Consider the following 20,726-nt stretch of genomic DNA (forward strand, 5'->3'; position numbering starts at 1 on the left):
TACCAGTGAATAGAAAACGAATTATTGTATGCATGCCAGTCCCTTGATCAGATAACTATTCGCCTTTTCCCTGAGAATGGTCACTTCCAGTGTCTGGGAAATCACCATCAGCACCGTATCCAGGTCTTCGTTCAAAAACTCGGTGGTAATCCGGCAATTCTTCAGGGCAGGATTGTCAATCCGAATCGTCACTTTATAGGTTTTGTTGAGCAGTTCAACGACGTCTTCCAATCGCTGGTTGTCGAGGATGATTGTTTTATACTGTGTTTTCAGGTTTTCTGCCAGAACGTCCAGTTTCAGTTCCCCGGTTGAAATCACGTAGTGTGCACTTTCATTTGCCTGCAGGGTAAGCTTCATTCCTTTGTTGTCGTAGATCACCACCACTCCTTCATCCACGCGCACGTAAATGGTATCGTCTGTGGTGTTTACATCGAACTTTGTTCCCAGGTCCTTGATGTGAATTGGTCCTGCATCGATAATGAACGGCAGTTGTTTACTGTGCTTTACTGAAAAATAACCGGAACCTTTCAATGTCAGGGTGCGGTTCTTTTTTCCATAACCGGCAGACAGCTCCACACTCGAATGTGCTGCCAGGCGAATATCCGTTCCGTCGTTCAGTTCAAGGTTCTTTTCCGCTTTCCCGGCAGTGAAAACAGTTGGCTGTTCGTGGGTATTCAGCACATACAGGAGGGCACCGAAAGAAATAACCAGGACCGCCGCAATTGCCGAAATCCATCCAATGGAACGTATCCGTGCAGGAGCCTGTTTCAGTTTTCCGTGAACGTTCGTCCAGGCATCGTCGGTTGAAATGGCTTTCTCCACCACCCCGAATGCTTTGGCGCTTTGATCGAAATAGGTTCTGTTCCCCGGTGATTCATCCATCCAGTCTTCCAGGAACATTGCTTCTTCCGGGCTCGCTTCGCCAGTGAGGAATTTGCCGATCAGCGCATCCATGTCATGTCGTGTTTTCATAAAGTTTGACTAAAAAAAAGGATGAGTAATGGCAAATAGTCTTTCAACTCTTCGCGAACAATTTTGAGGGCCTTCCCCATTTGATTTTCTACCGTTTTCACCGATAAGCCTAATTGATCTGCTATTTCCTGGTAACGCAGCTGTTCGAAACGGCTCATTTTAAAAATGCGTCCGCACTGTTCGGGCATGCTTTCCAGGGCCTGTTGAATCCGCTCATTGAGTTCGTTCACCTGTACCGGGTCCGAAACTTCTCCGGGAATGGTTGCTGCTTTCAGATCTTCGGCATAGGCATGGCGCACTTTGAGGTGTTTGAGCTTATTGAGGCAGGCATTCTGAACTGCTTTATACAAAACCGCCCGGATGGAAGTATGCACTTCCCATTCTGTTCGTTTTTCCCAGAGGGAAACAAATACCTGCTGAACAACGTCTTCCGCTTCATCCGAATCTTTCAGAAAGGTGTTGCCATAGCGCACCAGCGGTTTATAATAATCGCGAAATACCATTTCAAATGTGCTTAAATCTCCTGTCACAACCTGTGTTATCACTTGTTTCTCTTCCACCTTCGTGTATTTCACTCCGGCAAAGTTACCATCTTTTGGTATTCAGACAACTGAACAGGAGTTTCCCCCTATCCGGGGTGCAATTTTTTTTGAACTTCGGTTTTTTAACACTTGGTCCCGATATGCTCCATTGCATTCCACTATCCGACCGGACAACGTTATTTGAGTCTTTGTGACTAAAAGGAGGAAATAAGAATAAATCCGGCGTGTTCCCTGTTCTTTTTAAGGACAAAAAGAACCAAAAGTCCTTTGTCTCATTCCAAGCCGATCGCTAAAAAGTCCTTTAACCTTGTTTTAGCACAAAAAGAACGGATTGCGCTGCGCTCCATCCAAATGACAAGCACTTTTTGCTAAAACTTACGGCACAGGCCTTTTTTACGCGCTCTTCCGGGAATGAGAGCCAGATCCTCCTTCGGTTGAAGCGGTTTTTTCTTCGGAGCCGGAAATAATCCGGTTTAGTGAATGCTCAAAGTGGGCTCGCGGTCTGCTGATGATTCCTTTTACCCAAACTTTTTCAGCCTTGGTAAAAAGTATGAACGGGAGCTGGTATAGTTTTGTCCGCTCGTTCTGATAGTTATCGGAATTTCGCTAGGAATGATTGATTCCCTGTTCTTTTTTAGGACAAAAAGAACCAAAAGTCCTTTGTCTCATTCCAAGCCGATCGCTAAAAAGTCCTTTAACCTTGTTTTAGCACAAAAAGAACGGATTGCGCTGCGCTCCATCCAAATGACAAGCACTTTTTGCTAAAACTTACGGCACCTCCTTCACATTACGTCCATAATGGACTATGTTCAGTCTTCGAAAGCCATGCTTTCTCTTTTCACGCGCTCTTCCGGGAATGAGACCCTTGGATTCTCCTTCGGTTGAAACGGTTTTTTCTTCGGAGCCGGAAATAATCCGGTTTAGTGAATGCTCAAAGTGGGCTCGCGTTCTGCGGATGATTCCTTTTACCCAAACTTTTTCAGCCTTGGTAAAAAGTATGAACGGGAGCTGGTATAGTTTTGTCCGCTCGTCCTGATAGTTATCGGAATTTCGCTAGGAATGATTGATTCCCTGTTCTTTTTAAGGACAAAAAGAACCAAAAGTCCTTTGTCTCATTCCAAGCCGATCGCTAAAAAGCCCTTTAACCTCGTTTTAGTTCAAAAAGAACGGATTGCGCTGCGCTCCATCCAAATGACAAGCACTTTTTGCTAAAACTACGGCACAGGCCTTTTTTACGCGCTCTTCCGGGAATGAGAGCCAGATCCTCCTTCGGTTGAAGCGGTTTTTTCTTCGGAGCCGGAAATAATCCGGTTTAGTGAATGCTCAAAGTGGACTCGCGGTCTGCTGATGATTCCTTTTACCCAAACTTTTTCAGCCTTGGTAAAAAGTATGAACGGGAGCTGGCCTAGTTTTGTCCGCTCGTCCTGATAGTTATCGGAATTTCGCTAGGAATGATTGATTCCCTGTTCTTTTTAAGGACAAAAAGAACCAAAAGTCCTTTGTCTCATTCCAAAGCCGATCGCTAAAAAGTCCTTTAACCTTGTTTTAGCACAAAAAGAACAGATTGCGCTGCGCTCCATCCAAATGACAAGCACTTTTTGCTAAAACTTCCGGCACCTCCTTCACATTACGTCCATAATGGACTATGTTCAGTCTTCGAAAGCCATGCTTTCTCTTTTCCACGCGCTCTTCCGGGAATGAGACCCAGATCCTCCTTCGTCCGATAAATTGATAAGCGGGACGTATCAAGGCGAACACACACGGATTGATCCCGATATGCTCCATTGCATTCCACTACCCGACCGGATTTTTAATGTGGTGGCGGGCCTCCATCTTCGTGCGAATGGGTTTCTTTCGGGTCCGGGGTTTTGGTTCCGAAGTTGCGCAGGGTATAGGTCGCGGTGAACATGTAATAGCGGTTCAACACATTCGACTTGACGTCTTCAATGTACGATTCCGTGACGTTGCGCGAAATGCTGTTGTTGTTGTTCAGGATGTCGAATACGGAAACGCGCAATTCCAGCTGTTTCTTCTTTAAGAGTTTGTATCCGATGCCGCCGTTCCACAACATGATGGTTTGGTTGTACCCGGAACCCAAACCGGCATAGGCGTTGACCGAATAAGTGCTGTTGATCACCAGACGTTCTTTGATAATCCAGTTGAACCGTGCATTGACGTTGTGTACGAAGTATTCGTTGGCCGACACGTTCTGACGGGTATTTATCACGTTGTTGTAGTTCAGCGTATAGCCTACTGTGAAATCCAGGTTCTCGCTGATATTGCTCGAAATGGTCAGCCCCCCGTTCGCGTTGGAGGTTTTCGCCTGGTTGATGACATTGTTGATCAATCCCGGTGCGACGGAATAGGCCCCGCCCAGGTAGAAATTCAGGTTCAGTTTCAGCTTTGTCACGGAAAAACCATAGGAAATCGAGGTGCGTGCATTGTAACTTCCCGGCAGGTTCACCGGCTGACGGAACTGCGCCCCACGCTGCAATAAAATATTCCCGTTCACCACCGTGTCACTCGTCGCAATGATTGTTCCGTTCGAAATGTAATTCCGGTTCACTTCGCCGCCGAAGAAGATATTGAAGTTTGTTGCTTTCCGAATGTTTGTGTTGTTGAAGCGAGCGAATACGCGGTGATTGTATTGCTGCTTCAATTCCGGGTTCCCCGAAGACAAAGACAGCGGATTCGAGTTATCGATCGCATTCTGCAACTGGTCTATCGTAGGATTTCGTGTTCCCGCCCGGTAAACCAACATCAAACCTGTCGACTTGGAAAATTCGTACTTGAAACGCATGAACGGCAGGATGGAATTAAATGACAGGTTTACATCGCGATCCGTTGGAAACTCTTGTGTGTTCATCAGCAAAGAATTCTGGTAACCGACCCCCAATTGCAATCCCACTTTGTTTTTCTGGAAGCGGAAATTCGTTCCTCCTTCGTTCACCAGCGTTTGGTTCTCAAACACATTTGACAAGGTCGTATCCATGTAATAGTAGGAGTTCGCGATCGAATCAAAATCGTAGGTGCGTTTATCCGCATTGTTGGCCGAATAGGCCGGTGCATAGTACAACTCGCCGGACCAGGACTTGCTGATCGGTTCCGTGAAGGAAAAACGCCCGTTTACTCCGTACCCGCTGGTATTGTTATCCGTATGCTGATTGATGTCTGCCAAAGAATCCTGGCCCGTTTCATCGTAGTAACGCGACGAAGAAAGCTGTCCGTTGTTTCCTTCTTTCACATTGTAGGTCCCGGTCAGGTTCGCCGAAAAAGTCCTTCTCGGTTTGGCAAAGCGGTGACGCCACAAGATGCTTGTACTGGCGTTCAGTCCCTTTGTCTCTGTATACGTCCGGTTATTGACCTGGTTGATCAGCGCATTCGTTCCATCCACCGTTGTTCCGTCTGTGGTTTGTTCCCTGGTATTCCCCTGGTAACTCACTTTGGGAGTGATCACCAGCGAGTTCATGGAATCCAGTGCCAGGTCGAATTTGAAATTCAACCGGTGGTTCGCGTTTTTGATTGTCGATAAAAAGTCTTCGCTGTAAATTTGTCCGGCCGTGGTAGAAAGCACGTAAGTCCGGTTGGTCTGCTGGGCGTTTTTCGTATCCGATTGGTTGAAGAAATAGCTTCCGGTCACTTTCGTGTTCTTTTTCTTTCCCCATTTATCCGAAAGATTCAGTCCCAGACCGTGCGTCATGCTCACCCCGTTTTGCTGGGAAACCAGGTAATTCTCATTGTCGTTTCCGCCATACCTTCCGCCTCTGCCCGTATTTCCGGTTGAGCCCGTAACCCCCAGGATGTCATCCGTTGAAAAGTTCTGCTGGTTCACGTTATTCGACATCCCGACAACGGAAAACCGGCGCGTTCCTTTGAAGAAGTTCACATTCGCACCCGCTACATACAAGTTGTTCGGAGTTCCGTAACCGCCATAGATCTTCCCAAACTGTCCGTTGTTCTTCCCGGCCTTGGTCACAATGTTCAGGGCCTTCGCTTCGTTCCCGTCCGAGATTCCCGTAAACTTTGCCTGATCGCTTGCCTGGTCGTAGACCTGGATTTTGGAAACGATCTCAGCCGGCAGGTTTTTCATGGCTGCCGCGGCATCGTCCCCAAAGAATTCCTGCCCATCAATCAGTACTTTGGTGATCTGTTCGCCCTGTGCTTTCACTACGCCGTTCTCCAGCGTAATGCCGGGCATCTTGGTGATGAGGTCCTGCACCGTCGCATCGGGATTCGTCTTATACGCATCCGCATTGTACTGCGTGGTATCGCCTTTCTGCTCCACGCGCACCGCATTTGCTTCGATGGTCACCTCATCCAGCTTCGTATCGGTTTTCATTGCAATGTCTGTAATGGCTTTCCCTTCCGGCAAGGAGATGTTCTTAAACTGGTCGACGTATTCGAACAGGGATACTTTCAGGATGTAGTTCCCGGGGGTGAGGCCGGCCAGCAGGTACATCCCGTTCTCATCGGTATTCGCAGCCTTTACGACGGAAGAATCCACGGGAGAAAGGAGTGCCACGCGGGCATCCATCAATTTTTCGGAAGTTTTGAGATCGGAGATCTTACCTGAAAGTTCGGTTTGTGAGTAGCTGATAAATGAGCAAAGGAGTGTGAGAAGTGTGCCGAGTATGAAGCGCATTTGCATAAAATGGGTTTGTTTACTTACTTGGATTGCTCCGGAGGCGAAAGGTTTAGTTAAGCCGGGGGAGAAAATCGTATGCCTTCGCTAAAGCTTCAGCACACACGGGATTAGCAAAAATCGTGCCTGGGAGGGAAGTTAAAAAGTTCAAAGGGTTCAAAAGTTTAAACATTCAAATTGCGGGAAACCACATTTTTCTTCTCCCAAAGTTAAAATCCAGAGCAAACGAACTGTAATTTTAGTAAAATAAGCATATTTGCAATTGACTGACCAAAAACTGGAATGGAAGAAGGAATGCATAACACATTAAAAACAATTGGAAACATCCAGTTTAATAGTTTAGCAATTCATAACTTATTCCTTAAACCTACACTACAAATATGAAATTCAACGAAAACTCACGCGTAAAAATTCCAGCCATTTTGCAGTTAATGCGATTGGGGTATGAATACATTCCGCAAACGGATCGACATTATCGTGAGAATACTAATATCTTTCCGGAGATTTTCGTTAACAGCCTATACCGTATTAATCCGGAAGCAAATAAAGAAGAAATTTTAAGGGTATTAGACGAAATCGCTCTAGAATTGGACTATGAAGATCTGGGACAAAAATTCTATGAACGGCTGACCTCTAAATCCGGAATCAAACTGATCGATTTTCAAAACTTCGAAAACAATAGTTTTCACGTTACTACAGAACTAACCTGTAAAAATGGGGATGAAGAATTTCGTCCGGATATAACTGTCTTGATCAATGGAATGCCATTGGCTTTTGTGGAAGTGAAAAAACCTCACAACAAAGAAGGAGTTCTTGCAGAGCGTAGCCGAATCAATTCAAGATTCAAAAATAAACGCTTCCGTCGTTTTGCAAACATCACACAACTTATGGTGTTTTCTAACAACATGGAATACGAAGATGGTATTGTAGAACCGGTATTCGGTGCATTCTATGCGACATCAGCTTACTCTGATTTACATTTTAATTATTTCAGAGAAGATGAAGATTATCCGGTTCAGCAAAAATTGTTGGTGCTAACAGAACAACAAGAAAATGCTATTCTGAAAGACAACAATCTGCTAGTCATCAAACAAAGTCCGGAATTTAATACTAACAAGAACCCAAATTCTCCTACCAATCGGATTCTGACATCTTTATTTTCGAGAGAACGATTCGCTTTCATTTTAAGATATGCTTTTGCCTATGTGGAAGAAGAAACCGGTTTACAAAAACACATCATGCGTTATCCTCAAATTTTTGCTACCAAGGCAATTGCGGCAAAATTGGATGAAGGGAAACGAAAAGGAATCATCTGGCATACACAGGGTTCTGGTAAAACAGCTCTCACTTATTACAATGTCAAACACCTGACAGATTATTATCAGAAACAAAACATCATTCCAAAATTCTACTTCATTGTAGATCGCTTGGATTTATTGATTCAATCTGCAACCGAGTTTACAAATCGTGGATTGAAAGTGAAAACTATTCAGTCCAGACAAGAATTTGTACAGGAACTACAAGTAGCCGGTGCCATTCATAATGATAGCGGACAAGCTGAAATAACAGTAGTTAATATTCAGAAGTTCAGCGAAGACTCTACGGTGGGTAAATTACCGGATTACGACATCCATACGCAACGTGTGTACATTATGGATGAGGCGCACAGGAGTTACAATCCAAAAGGAAACTACCTGGCAAACCTGATCAATTCAGATAAAAATGCGGTGATGATTGCCTTAACCGGAACGCCATTGCTCCGGGAAGTTGCCAAGGAATACGATTCCAAATTGCTGTTTGGGAATTACTTTCATAAGTACTATTACAACCGTTCCATTGCGGATGGTTATACCTTGCGTTTAATCCGTGAGGAAATCCAGGGAAGTTTCAAGCTGGAAATGAAAGAAATCATGGAACAGCTGAAAATCAAACAAGGTGACATCAAAGCTTCGGATGTATATGCAGATAGTCGATTTGCTGAAGGACTGTTCAATTATATTACAAAAGACCTCATTGAATTCAGAAATCGCTATCAGGACGAAACACTCGGAGGAATGGTAGTTTGTGATACTTCCAAACAGGCCAAAATGCTTTTCAAGTTATTTGAAGACCGTTACGGAATCCAGGAAGTGGATGCGGAGAAATTACCTATGGTTGCTGAGCCTGCTATTCCTTACGGAAAGCGCAAAAAAGAAAAATTAACAGCCGCACTTATCCTTCACGATGAAAACGATAAAAGCATTCGCAAAGAATTGATCAAAGCATACAAAGCAGGAAAAATTGATCTTCTTTTTGTGTACAACATGTTGCTTACCGGGTTCGATGCCAAGCGTTTAAAGAAATTGTATTTGGCACGTGTAATCCAGGACCACAACTTATTGCAAACATTGACCCGTGTAAACCGCCCGTATAAGCATTACCAGTACGGATACGTAGTAGACTTTGCAGACATTTCCCGTGCGTTCGACCGAACCAATCAGCTGTATTTCCAGGAATTGCAGAATGAATTGGGAGACGACCTGGAATTCTATAATTACCTTTTTAAATCGGAACAAGAAATCCGGGATGAATTGGCTGAAATTGCCGAAACGCTGTTCTACTACGATACGGAAAACAAAGAACGCTTCTCACAGCAAATTGCTGAACTCACTGATAAAAAGCAATTGATGCAATTGGTCAAGGCCCTTCGCAATGCGAAAGAACTCAAGAACATTATTGCTGTGAACGGTTATGAAGGTTTGGGAGAACTTGCCGACTTTGATAACTTAAACCGTTTGCTGATTGAAGCACAACACCGGTTAGACAACCTGAATTTACTGGAGAGTATCGGCAACGAAGAAAGCTCTCAGAACTTGCTGAATGCAGCTTTGGAAGACATTGTCTTCGAGTTTATCAAAGTGGGTGAAGAAGAATTGAAATTGGCCGATGAATACAAGGACATTCTTCGCAAAACACGGGAGGCACTCCAAAACAATATCGATCACCACGACCCGAAGTTCATTACATTACGCGAAGAACTGGAACGTATTTTCAAAAAGAAAAACCTATCGGAAATCACCCAGGAGGATTTGTTGGAAAGCATGCCTTTACTGAAAAAAATCTACGAACAGGCCAAAGAATTGAACCGCATGAACGGCCTGATCAATGAACGGTACCAAAACGATGACAAGTTTGCCCGCATTCACAAACGCATTGCCGAACGAAAAGAACTGAATATCAAAGAATCACAATTGCACCGGGCACTGATGCAGGTAAAGCTGGAAGTAGATGACAAACTGGAAAGTCAAATCGACATCCTGCAAAATGAAGCGTTCTTCAACCGGTTCCTGATGCAGCTGGTTATCCAGGAATTCCGGACCAAAGAACAAATCCCATTGGACTTTGCAACCACCGAAACCATTAACCAACTAATCGCACGGGAATATTTACAATTATTGAGCAGAGCATAAAGACATGACACAAGACATCAGTTTCATCACCAAGACCAAACAGCTCATCGACAACCTGAAAAGCGTGTGTGCGAATTACGGCTTGGGCAATGACGGAAACGAATTCAAAATTATTTCGCAGGTTTTCCTGTATAAATTCCTCAACGACAAGTTTCGTTACGAGGTAAAACAAGTACAACACGCTCTTGCAAAAGCAGAAAATTTCACCGAAGCGTTACAACAACTGAGCGACGACGATTACAAATTCCTGATCAATTCCCTCAACCCGAATGTACCGCATTTGAAAGTACATCAATTGATTGAATATTTATACAATCATCAAAACGCCGGTGATTTCGCCAAAACCTTTGACGATACCTTGCGCCAGATCGGTAGTGAAAATGCGGATGTATTTTCCGTAAAAGCTTTTTCCGGGGCCAAAGATTTGTTATTCGATGAATTGAGCCAGTTTATTTCCGATTCTTCGCAGCGGGATGCGTTTTGCAAAGCACTGGTGAACAAATTATTCGAATTCTCCTTCGAGGAAATGTTCGAACAGAAATACGATTTCTTTGCAACGATTTTCGAATACCTGATCAAAGACTACAACTCTGATTCCGGAGGGAAATACGCCGAATATTATACTCCACATGCCGTTGCACGCATCATGGCGAGTATCCTGGTCCCCGAACCGGTCAAGAAAGTGAAGTGTTACGATCCCAGTGCGGGGTCCGGAACGCTCTTGATGAGCATTGCACACCAGATCGGTGAAAACAACTGTACCATTTACTCGGAAGACATTTCTCAAAAGTCGAGCAATATGCTGCGTCTGAATTTGGTATTGAACAACCTCACGCACAGTATTCCGCACATCATCAAGACGAATACGATGGCGCAGCCCTACTACCTGGAAACAAAGTTTGATTACATTGTGTCGAATCCGCCGTTCAAGCTGGATTTCTCCGATTTCCGGAATGATTTGGAAGCCGACCGTTTCAAAGAACGCTTTTTTGCAGGTATCCCCAATGTACCGAAAGCCAAGAAAGATTCCATGGCGATCTACCTGCTGTTCATTCAGCACATCATGCACAGTTTGAGCGATACCGGAAAAGCTGCTATTGTCGTTCCAACAGGGTTTATCACCGCACAAAGCGGAATAGAGAAAAAGATCCGGGAACGTTTGATAGATAAAGGCTGGCTGCGTGGAGTGGTTAGTATGCCGAGTAACATTTTTGCATCTACGGGAACAAACGTTTCCGTGCTGTTCCTGGATAAACAAGCCGACAGCGAACACATCCTACTGATGGATGCTTCCAAGTTGGGACAAACCGTTAAAGAAGATAAGAATCAACGTACGGTGTTAACTGCGGAAGAAGAAAAACACATCATTGCTACCTTCAACAACAAAGAAGCCATTGAAGATTTATCGGTCGTAGTCAGCAAAGAACAGGTCAAAGAAAAGAATTACTCTTTTTCTGCCGGGCAATATTTTGAGGTGAAGATTGAGTATGTGGATATTACACCCGAAGAGTTTCAGGCTAAGATGAGTGGCTTTGAAAGCCGGTTGGGAGAATTGTTTGCGGAAGGAAACCGATTGGATCAAGAAATTCAAAAACAGTTGAAAGGGTTGAAGTATGAATAAGACAAAAACTTATAAATTCAATCAACTTTACGAAATGAATTCAGGTATTTCTTCAAAACCTGAACAAGCAGGACACGGAACACCGTTTTTATCATTTAGTACTGTATTCAAAAATCATTTTCTTCCTGAAGAACTTCCTGATTTGATGGATATTTCAGAAAATGAAAAGATTATCTATTCAATAAAAGAAGGTGATATTTTTCTCACAAGGACAAGTGAAACATTAGATGAGCTAGGAATGAGCAGTGTAGCGGTAAAAGATTATTCTGAAGCATCTTATAGCGGTTTTTTAAAACGACTTAGACCTTTGCAAAATGATGTGACGTATCACAAATTCATGGCATTTTATTTAAGAAGTAAACTCTTTAGGAAAACCATGAACAACAATGCAATCATGACCTTAAGAGCAAGTTTGAATGAGCAAATTTTTTCTTATTTGGATTTAGTCCTTCCTTCGTTTAACGAACAGAAAAAGATTGGTGACTTTCTGTTTTTATTGAATCAAAAAATCGAACTCAACAATAAGATCAACACTGAGTTAGAAGCTATGGCTAAACTCATTTATGACTATTGGTTTGTGCAGTTTGATTTCCCCATCTCCAAAGAACAGGCTTTAGCTATGGGCAAACCTGAATTGGAAGGTAAACCGTATAAAACTTCCGGAGGAAAGATGGTTTGGAATGAGGTGTTGAAGCGGGAGATTCCGGAGGGGTGGCAAGTGAAATCATTAGGAAATTATGCTTTCATTAAAAAGGGAACTTTAATCACCGAAAAAACTTCAAATACAAATGGAAATATTAAAGTCGTTTCAGCCGGATTAGATTTTTCATATTATCATGATACTTCTAATTACCCTGAGAATACTATTACCATTAGTGCGTCGGGTGCGAGTGCCGGATTTATTAATTTCTGGAGAGAACCAATATTTGCATGTGATTGCACAACCGTAAGAGGTAGAACTGATGCTGACACTATACATATTTTAGGATTTTTAAAATTACATCAAGAGTTTATCTTCAAACAAGCAAGAGGATCTGCTCAACCACATGTTTACCCTAAAGATATTGAAGAGCTGTGTTTTCCTGTTCCTCCAGAAACACTAATTGAAAAATTTGGTCATTTCGTAATTCCCGGAAATTCAAAAATTTCGAACAATCTAAAACAAAACCAAGAACTCGCTGCACTTCGTGATTGGCTATTACCGATGTTAATGAACGGACAGGTGACAATAGCGGATGCTGAATCTAAAGAAAAAGAACAAACAGCCAAACCAAAAAACAACAGTTATGCCAAAATCCAAATGCTGTACACCACCATTTGGGCCAATCAGGAAATTGAGGTGAAGCAAGGAGAAATGGCAACTGCCAAGGATGTTTATTTACTGGACCGGATTTACGGTGTTGAAACCGGTTTCCAGTTCAAGCAGCACAACTGGGGTTCCTTTGATCCGGAAGAGAAGAAACTGTTGAATACCAAACAGTACTTCCACAAAGTCAACTTTCCAAACAGCAAAGCTGTTTATGTGGATTTGAAAGATGAGGGGAAATTATTGGATAAAATTCCAACGCACTTAAAAGAAACTGTCTCCAACGCTATCAGCGAAATGAACGCCAAAGTTTTCAGCCGTTATTTCGGAACTCAGAAAGCGGAAAAGAAAGAGTTGTTCGCAACAGTACTGAAGTGCATAGAAGACCGGCAATTGCTTGAACCTGTCGTTATAAGGAATGAAATGGCAAACTGGAAGATCAAACAGGGCGGAAAAGAAAGTAGCAAGGCGGATAAGTTTACAGAAGCGGAGACACGGGAGGCGTTGGAGATGATAATAAAAGAAAATTGGCATCGGAATGTGATGAGATAAAAATAAATAACCACACAAAACACTATTCATGAAAAATAACCAAGACGAAATTGGACAAAAGGGGTTTAAACTAATTGCCATTAGGCCACTGGAAAATTGTGATGACCATTTTACAAAAGTCCTGACAAAAGGTATTGTATACAAATTAAATAATGACTATCATTTTAGTGATGTTAATCGAAACCCGGTTTCTGGAGTAGTAGAAGTAGACAGTATTGAATATTTACCGACTAATAAAACAGACATTTTTGATCTTGTAGATGCAAAAGGAATTACAAAATGTAACATTAATGTTTCTGCGATTGTAGGAAAAAACGGAAGTGGAAAAAGTAGCTTAATCGAATTATTATTACTTGCGAAATATCAATTAGGATGCACTTTTGAGCTACTGGTAAAGGAAGAATACAATACACCAAAAGAACAATGTATTACTTGTGGACAATCGCTTCCACGTTCTCGGGAAGATATCACAAATCGATTTTATGAATTTTCAGACCTGAAACATAACTTTTCGGCAGAATTCTATTTCACCAGAGATAATATACTTTATATCCTGAAATTTGATCAAGGGGAAACATATTTTGATCAGTATAATTTCATTAGAAACGGTATTTCAGAGCTGAATGGACGTCCTTTAACAGAATTAACTAAGGAAAACCGTTCTTTACTCTCAGAAATTTTTTATTCCATTGTTCTCAATTACTCTATTTACGGATTGAACGCTTCTCATATTGGAAAATGGATTAATCCGTTGTTCCATAAAAATGACGGGTACAGGACGCCAATTGTTTTAAATCCAATGCGAAATAATGGTAAGTTTGATGTTAACCGGGAAGAATACCTGAACAAACAAAGACTTTTATCCAATCTGATTTTTAAAAATGCAAAAGACGCTTCAGACTGCTCATTGACAGATGAATTGTATATACAAAAACTCGAATTCAGTTTTGATAAGACATCATTTGATGAACGGAGTGCTGACCGTGATGGTTTTCTGAATTATTATTCCATAAATGGCGATCAATATACTTTTATCTCCGAAACGTTTAAATCATTCTTAGGCTCTCATCATCCGGACATACCGAAACAATTTGAAGGTTATCTCATCACTTATCTTATTGATAAAGCGATCAAGATCGCTTACAAATACCCTGAATTCCAGTTATTTAATCTTTTACAATCAAAATCAGATCAATCATGGACTGATTTTTTTAATGTGCTCATTAGCAATAACAGTCACACTACTTTCAAATTTCGACAAGCATATAACTTTATCAAAAATGGAATTCTTAATAAACAAACCGATAAAAACAAGAATGTAATTAGAGATTGGAAACTTCAAGAAGATGAAACAAAACCGAATACAGAAGTATATATCTATGAAATTTCCCTTGAAGATCTAACACAATTGGTTTTAAATGCAGCCGGTAAAAACTATCAGGAAATTATTTATTTTTTGCCACCAGCTATATTTAACTCAGAGATATCGATTTACAAAAAAGGAGAGAACAAGAAGGCCTTCAAACTATCTTCTTTAAGTTCAGGTGAAAGCCAACTTATTTCAGCTTTGCAAACATGTTATTACCATTTATTGAACCTGGAATCCATTCAGTGGACCAACTCAAAAATTGTTTCAACAAAAAAAGGTTTTCAAAACGAACCCGTGCCGTACAAATCTGTAAACATTGTATTCGACGAAATAGAACTCTACTTTCATCCCGAATATCAACGGAAATTTATTTCGAATCTGATTAAAGGAATTGATTTACTTCCACTCAATAAAATCAATCAGTTAAACGTTGTTTTTTCAACACATTCCCCTTTCATATTATCTGATATCCCTGCTCAAAACATTCTTAGATTGGATTTGAATGAAGAGGGAAAATCAGAACCAAAACAAATGGCAAAGCAAACTTTTGGAGCCAATATCCATGATTTACTGGCAAATGATTTCTTTTTAAAGAAAGGATTCATGGGCGAATTTGCGAAAGAAATCATTTCAGATTTAGCCTTATTTCTTACTGATGATGAAAATCGCAGTGAACATTCAAAAAGAAAATGGCAGCAAAACGAAGTACTGGAAATTATACCACTGATTGGAGAACCAATACTGCGTGAGAGGTTGTATTCACTGTACAATCGAAAGTATAAGTCGGATGAAAGACAAAAACTGGAACTGGAATTAAAACGGATACAGAGTAAGTTAGATAAATTGAACGACCAAAATAATTCTGAAAATGCATACAATTAAAATCACTAAGGAACTCAAACAAAAGGCGCAAGAATTTAGCACTGATTTATTTAAAAACAGATCTGCACATTTTGTTACACCTCTGGAACGCTTGGAAAAATTGAAGTCCAGTATTCCTCCGCGAAAATATAAGGCCCATAAGAAATATGTAGAACAGATAATTGAGGATTACGATGATCTTCTAAAGGCGGACCCTTCAGAATTAGTTGGCTTTGTCAAAAAATTTGATGCTTTACCCGGATCTAAATTACTGAATACGAAAGTTCCCAACAAGAACTTCTTTTTCCATGAATCCATCGTCCATGCCATGAGATATGATGATCTGCGTTCAGATGAGATATTACAATTTATGGATATTTCGGCCATTAAATGTTGTGTGTATTGCCATGCCCAATTAACGATAGTTACTCAAATGAAGTACTATAATAAAAAGAAGAAAAAAGGCGAAATTCACGTTTCAGGAAAACTAGAATTAGATCATTACTATCCGAAATCCAAATATCCGTTTTTATCAACTTCATTTTTCAATCTCTATCCGGTATGCGGAAATTGTAATCGCTCCAAATTGGATAAATCATTAAAATTCCAGCTTTATTCTTATTCAGATGATCAACCTTATCAGTTCGCTCTTGATGATCAAACAATTTTGGATTTCCACCTACATAATGACACGTCAAATATAAAATATTGGTTCACTCATACTGATGGTAAATTTAATGAGAGAAACGAATTCGATCAGATGTTTGATATACAAGGCATTTATAACACTCAAAAGGATTTAGTTGAGGAACTTCTTCATAAATCTAAGTTGTATACTCAATCTTATAAGGATGGCTTAATTAGAAGTTTTACAAGCATCATTCCTGATGACGATTTCTTAGAACGTATTCTTATTGGAAATTATACGCGAGTTGAAGACGTACACAAACGTCCTCTGGCAAAATTCACTCAAGATATTGCAAGACAGCTAAAATTGATCTAAACATGCAAACCCAACTCTACTCCGTCAACCAACACCTCATCGAAACCCTATTAGTTTGGGTAAAAAGCGGTGAAATAGCCATTCCTGAAATCCAGCGCCCCTTTGTATGGGATGCCTCCAAAGTTCGTGATTTGATGGACAGCCTGTATCGGGGCTATCCCGTAGGATATGTCATCACCTGGCGCAACCCGAATGTGCGACTGAAAGACGGTTCTACCGCAGAAGGCAAAAAAGTATTGATTGACGGTCAACAACGTGTGACTGCTCTCACAGCAGCAATACTCGGAGATTATGTGGTCAACAAAGAATACAAGCGCATACGTATACGTATCGCTTTTAATCCTTTGGAAGAAAAATTTGAAGTGCAAACTCCAGTTATATTGAAAGATAAACTCTGGATTCCGGATATTTCCGAAGTTCTGAATGGGACACTCAATTCTTTTGCATTCATCACCCAATATTTACAACAGAATCCGGAAGTAGACCAAGAAAAAGTGATTCAATCCATCAATAGTTTATTTGGTTTAGCCAAAAAACAAATTGGGATGATTGAACTGGCAGGAGAACTGGATATTGAAACCGTTACAGAAATTTTTATTCGAATCAATTCCCAGGGTGTTGTACTCAGTCAGGCCGATTTCGCTATGAGTAAAATTGCAGCCAATGAAAGTTACGGCGGACAAACACTACGCAAAGCAATCGACTATTTCAGTCACTTAGCTATTGCCCCGGAATTTTATCAATTCATTAGTGATAATGATTCGGAATTTTCCAAAACCGATTATTTCCGGGCCATGACCTGGTTACGCTCTGAAAATGAGGATTTGTATGACCCAAGTTACACAGATGTGTTACGTGTAGCATTTACTACCCAATTTAATCGCGGAAAACTGTCCGATCTTGTCAGTCTTCTATCCGGAAGAAACTTTGAAACACGCTCGTTCGAGGAAAGTATTGCAGAAACATCTTTCAAAAAACTGGGAGATGGTGTAATGGCATTCATGAACGAAACGAACTTCAAACGTTTCCTGATGATTATCAAATCGGCAGGTTTCATTTCTCCGAAAATGATCCGTTCGCAAAACGCATTGAACTTTGCATACATCGTATACTTGAAGCTCAAAGAACAAAAAGTTCCGGCATCAGAAATTGAAACATACGTGCGCAAGTGGTACGTTTACTCGATCTTAACAGGACGTTATTCAGGATCACCTGAATCTACCTTTGATTATGACATCAAGCAAATCGACAACCGGTCATTGCAGGAATTCCTGGCTGAAAAAGAAGCTGCTGAACTGTCTGATGCCTTTTGGGACGTTGCTCTGGTTCAGCAATTAGATACTTCTGTCTCCAGCAGTCCGTATTTCAATGTGTTTCTTGCTTCCCAAGTCAAAGCCAATGACAAAGGATTTCTATCAAAAGATCTTACTGTGCGTAATCTCCTGGAACATCGTGGAGATATTCATCATGTTTTCCCCAGCCATTTCCTGAAGCATAATGGACTGCCAAGAGGGCGCTACAATCAAATTGCTAATTATGTCTATACCCAACAGGAAATTAATATTCAAATCGGAAACAAGGCCCCGGGCGTTTACATGACAGACGTTCAAAAACAATGTAACACGAGCAAATTGGTTTATGGTGGAATTCAGAATATTGATGAGTTGAATCAGAATTTAACTGCTCATTGTTTACCTCATAATCTTAACGAACTATCGATTGCTGATTACGACTCCTTCCTGGAATGGAGGAGAAAGGAAATGGCAAAGAAAATCAAAGCATACTATTTTAGTTTGTAAACTTATTTCAGCTATCTCCGATTTTTTCCATTGTCCAGATTTCTTGCTATTAAGTTTGAAGAAATTTAATGTGTTACAAGTATGAAAAAAGAAGACAAATGTTATCATTACACACAGGAAGATTTAGACAATCATTCCAACCAGCTCAATCCAAACAATGAGGAATATTACAGAAGTCGGGGAAATTGAAAATTGAGCTTTATGTCAAATTCAAAGAACAAAACCATTGAATCTTTGATCAGAAAACAAGGAAAGCTCTTAAAAAACAAGAGCTTTCCTGAAATTCTGCTATTTATTTGTGACATGATAAATGAAGTTAGTGATCCAAAAAGTCCTGAACGGCCCTACACAAAAGAGTATTTTGCCACCTATTACCAGGTTGATCTTGATACCCTTCACAAATGGATTCAGGTTTTCTGTCCAGAACTTTGGAATAATCGATATTCGAAAAGACGGAAATTTACCTTTGAAGAAGCTTCATACATTTACAGCAAACTCGGCATGTATACCTTCCGGGAAACACTACCAAGGAACCACAGGGAGTTAAGTGATTTCATTTATTCCGATCTAAACTGGAAAAGCAGTAGAAAATATCAGGAACTAAAGCTTGAACTGGAAAACAGGTTTCCAAACTACCAAATTCAACTCAATATACTTCCTCCAAAATTAGTTTCTGAAATATTGTCTGAATATATTGATAATTATACACGGAATATTGATCAAAATGATGCTTCCTTCTATGAACAACGAGTTAATAAAATGCACCACTTATTAACCAAACACGGAACAATGACAGAACGTCAGAAAGAAATTAAAATCCGGTGGCTGAAAATATGGTTTGCTAAAACTTAAAACACCCGCTCCGGCATTTCCCTCCGCATCTTTCGCTTTAAATGGCGCGGAAAATCCAGCGTTTCTTTCTTCCTTCCCGGGAAATACGCCCTTAACTCCTTTTTGAATGAACCCATGCCATCAAAGGACACGAAATAAGCAGCTGTGCGATCTTTCCGGAAATAAAAGGAATAGCCGCCTTTGTAGGAATGACTGTACACTTCACTCCAATCATCGGGAAGGATCGTCATGCGGCGCGTTCGTTTGCGGAATAAAAGTCCGTATTTCCCCAGGGGACGTTCGAAAATCAGGACACCGTCCTGGAAGGTGATACGGATATAGGCCAGCATAAACAACTCATACAACAGCCAAAACAATACAAGTCCCACCGGTAATGCATATATCAGGCGTGGATTATTGATAAATGCTACGATTAAACCAACAGGAATAATTGAAAAACACAAACAATAGTATATGGATATGAACAAGTTATTCCATACACGTTCATTGGTTCTCGTATCGTTCGAATGTTCCATCTGCTAAAAATAATTCTCCCCAACAGAAAAAACAAACTCCCCAACCCCATCTCTCTCCTTCCAATCTCAATCTCCCCGCATCCGATACGCGCGTCACACCTTCCTGAACGCGCAGTCAACCCCTTGGTAACGAATCTCCGTCTTTCCCGAACGAAAAAAAGAGTCTCCCGAACGAGCAATCAACCAGGTGGAAGTCCATCTCAGTGTCTCCCGAACGCATATTCGACCATCTTGCACTGCATCTTCGTGCTTCCCGAACGAAGAAAATAGCTACCGGAACCCGTAGACGAGGACACCGAACCCAAAAAACGGCATGCAGAATGACCAAAAATCGAAATCATTCCTTCATTCATGGATACAGTTTGAAAAAAGACTGCTGCACTTCACTCAGCAAAACCCCTGATTTAACGACCGTTAACAATTGGTCCTCAACACTTTGGCACAATATTCCCAAGTGGTACTACGATACTATAAAAAAATAGAAATCATGAAAAAGTCAACATTACACCACATGGCCATGTACCAGAATGTACTCGCGGTGGTAAAAGATCATCAAAGCAGCTGGAACACGAATCCGGCAATTACATCCGTAATAAGCCAATTTGAAAGCTTATTAAACAACCTGAACAACAGGCTCAATGCACAAAATACACTTACACTGGGAATCCGTCTATCCAAAGAAACATTCATCTCTCAGCTCATTGACCGGATGTGTATCCTGAAAAAAGGACTCTTCCTGCATGCGGTCCAAATAAACGACCTTACTTTGCGTGCACGCCACAAAGAGTCTAAAAGTAAGCTGGAGAGTTTCGCAGATGACCGCTTACAGGTGGTGTGCAGTTCTCTCCTGGAAGATGTGGACCAATACGAAACCGAGTTGGTAGCCCTTGGAGTTGACCCGGCACTTATCCAGGCATTCCGCGACCAGACAGCGGAGTATGAAGAACGCAAAAACAGCGTCCGCCAGGCCATCATTGAGCGCTCGCTGGAGACCAAATCCATCAAAGAACTCGAAAAGCAGCTCAACAAACTGCTCATTGAACAGCTCGACCGCTTCATCAGTTTGTTCCAGAGTTCCAACAATCCCTTCTTCGTAACCTACAAAGCCGCACGAAGGATCATTGGGAAAAGCGGCCCGGGCAGCAGCAAAAACGACCTGAAGAGCGCCTAATGAACCATGAAGCACACGAGGTGCACGAAGTTTATTTTTTATTCTGTTTAAAGGGATTATCCATAGAAGGGG

The 20,726-nt window shown here is 41.3% G+C and carries 12 protein-coding genes; 8 read left to right on the forward strand and 4 right to left on the reverse strand.

What is annotated here, in order from left to right:
- Positions 1-21: 21 nt before the first annotated feature.
- From FO442_RS09790 to FO442_RS09800, 3 genes are all read right to left on the reverse strand, one after another.
- On the reverse strand, positions 22-972 hold the full coding sequence (locus tag FO442_RS09790; RefSeq protein WP_144332992.1) for a FecR family protein: 951 nt from the start codon (positions 970-972) through the stop codon (positions 22-24).
- The gene (locus tag FO442_RS09795; RefSeq protein WP_222101987.1) at positions 969-1,547 is read right to left on the reverse strand and encodes an RNA polymerase sigma-70 factor; all 579 of its coding nucleotides are present in this window, start codon (positions 1,545-1,547) and stop codon (positions 969-971) included. Before FO442_RS09795 ends, FO442_RS09790 begins: the two co-directional genes overlap by 4 nt.
- Positions 1,548-3,324: 1,777 nt before the next feature.
- The gene (locus tag FO442_RS09800) at positions 3,325-6,156 is read right to left on the reverse strand and encodes an outer membrane beta-barrel protein (protein WP_186280031.1); all 2,832 of its coding nucleotides are present in this window, start codon (positions 6,154-6,156) and stop codon (positions 3,325-3,327) included.
- 380 nt (positions 6,157-6,536) lie between these two features.
- Between FO442_RS09800 and FO442_RS09805 the strand changes: the two genes are divergently transcribed.
- The 7 genes from FO442_RS09805 to FO442_RS09835 all read left to right on the forward strand — a co-directional run bounded on the left by FO442_RS09805 (position 6,537) and on the right by FO442_RS09835 (position 18,968).
- Entirely contained in the window at positions 6,537-9,605 is a 3,069-nt protein-coding gene (locus tag FO442_RS09805; RefSeq protein ID WP_144332994.1) for a type I restriction endonuclease subunit R, read from the forward strand.
- 4 nt (positions 9,606-9,609) lie between these two features.
- Entirely contained in the window at positions 9,610-11,226 is a 1,617-nt protein-coding gene (locus FO442_RS09810) for an HsdM family class I SAM-dependent methyltransferase (RefSeq protein ID WP_144332995.1), read from the forward strand.
- The gene (locus FO442_RS09815) at positions 11,219-13,084 is read left to right on the forward strand and encodes a restriction endonuclease subunit S (RefSeq protein ID WP_144332996.1); all 1,866 of its coding nucleotides are present in this window, start codon (positions 11,219-11,221) and stop codon (positions 13,082-13,084) included. Before FO442_RS09810 ends, FO442_RS09815 begins: the two co-directional genes overlap by 8 nt.
- A gap of 28 nt (positions 13,085-13,112) precedes the next feature.
- On the forward strand, positions 13,113-15,335 hold the full coding sequence (locus FO442_RS09820; protein WP_144332997.1) for an AAA family ATPase: 2,223 nt from the start codon (positions 13,113-13,115) through the stop codon (positions 15,333-15,335).
- On the forward strand, positions 15,322-16,317 hold the full coding sequence (locus FO442_RS09825; RefSeq protein ID WP_144332998.1) for an HNH endonuclease: 996 nt from the start codon (positions 15,322-15,324) through the stop codon (positions 16,315-16,317). The genes FO442_RS09820 and FO442_RS09825 overlap by 14 nt, the downstream gene beginning before the upstream one ends.
- Before the next feature lie 2 nt (positions 16,318-16,319).
- A complete protein-coding gene (locus FO442_RS09830) occupies positions 16,320-18,116 on the forward strand; it encodes a GmrSD restriction endonuclease domain-containing protein (RefSeq protein ID WP_144332999.1) in 1,797 nt (598 codons plus the stop codon).
- 201 nt (positions 18,117-18,317) lie between these two features.
- Positions 18,318-18,968, forward strand: a complete 651-nt coding sequence (locus FO442_RS09835; RefSeq protein WP_144333000.1) for a hypothetical protein — start codon at positions 18,318-18,320, stop codon at positions 18,966-18,968.
- Here the strand turns inward: FO442_RS09835 and FO442_RS09840 are convergent.
- Positions 18,965-19,483: a hypothetical protein gene (locus FO442_RS09840; RefSeq protein WP_144333001.1), complete on the reverse strand. Its 519-nt coding sequence runs from the start codon at positions 19,481-19,483 to the stop codon at positions 18,965-18,967. The genes FO442_RS09835 and FO442_RS09840 overlap by 4 nt on opposite strands.
- 487 nt (positions 19,484-19,970) lie before the next feature.
- Here FO442_RS09840 and FO442_RS09845 point away from each other — a divergent pair, with 487 nt between their 5' ends.
- The gene (locus tag FO442_RS09845; protein WP_144333002.1) at positions 19,971-20,654 is read left to right on the forward strand and encodes a hypothetical protein; all 684 of its coding nucleotides are present in this window, start codon (positions 19,971-19,973) and stop codon (positions 20,652-20,654) included.
- Positions 20,655-20,726 lie beyond the last annotated feature (72 nt).

This window comes from Fluviicola chungangensis, assembly GCF_007558725.1.
Taxonomy (GTDB): domain Bacteria; phylum Bacteroidota; class Bacteroidia; order Flavobacteriales_D; family Crocinitomicaceae; genus Fluviicola; species Fluviicola chungangensis.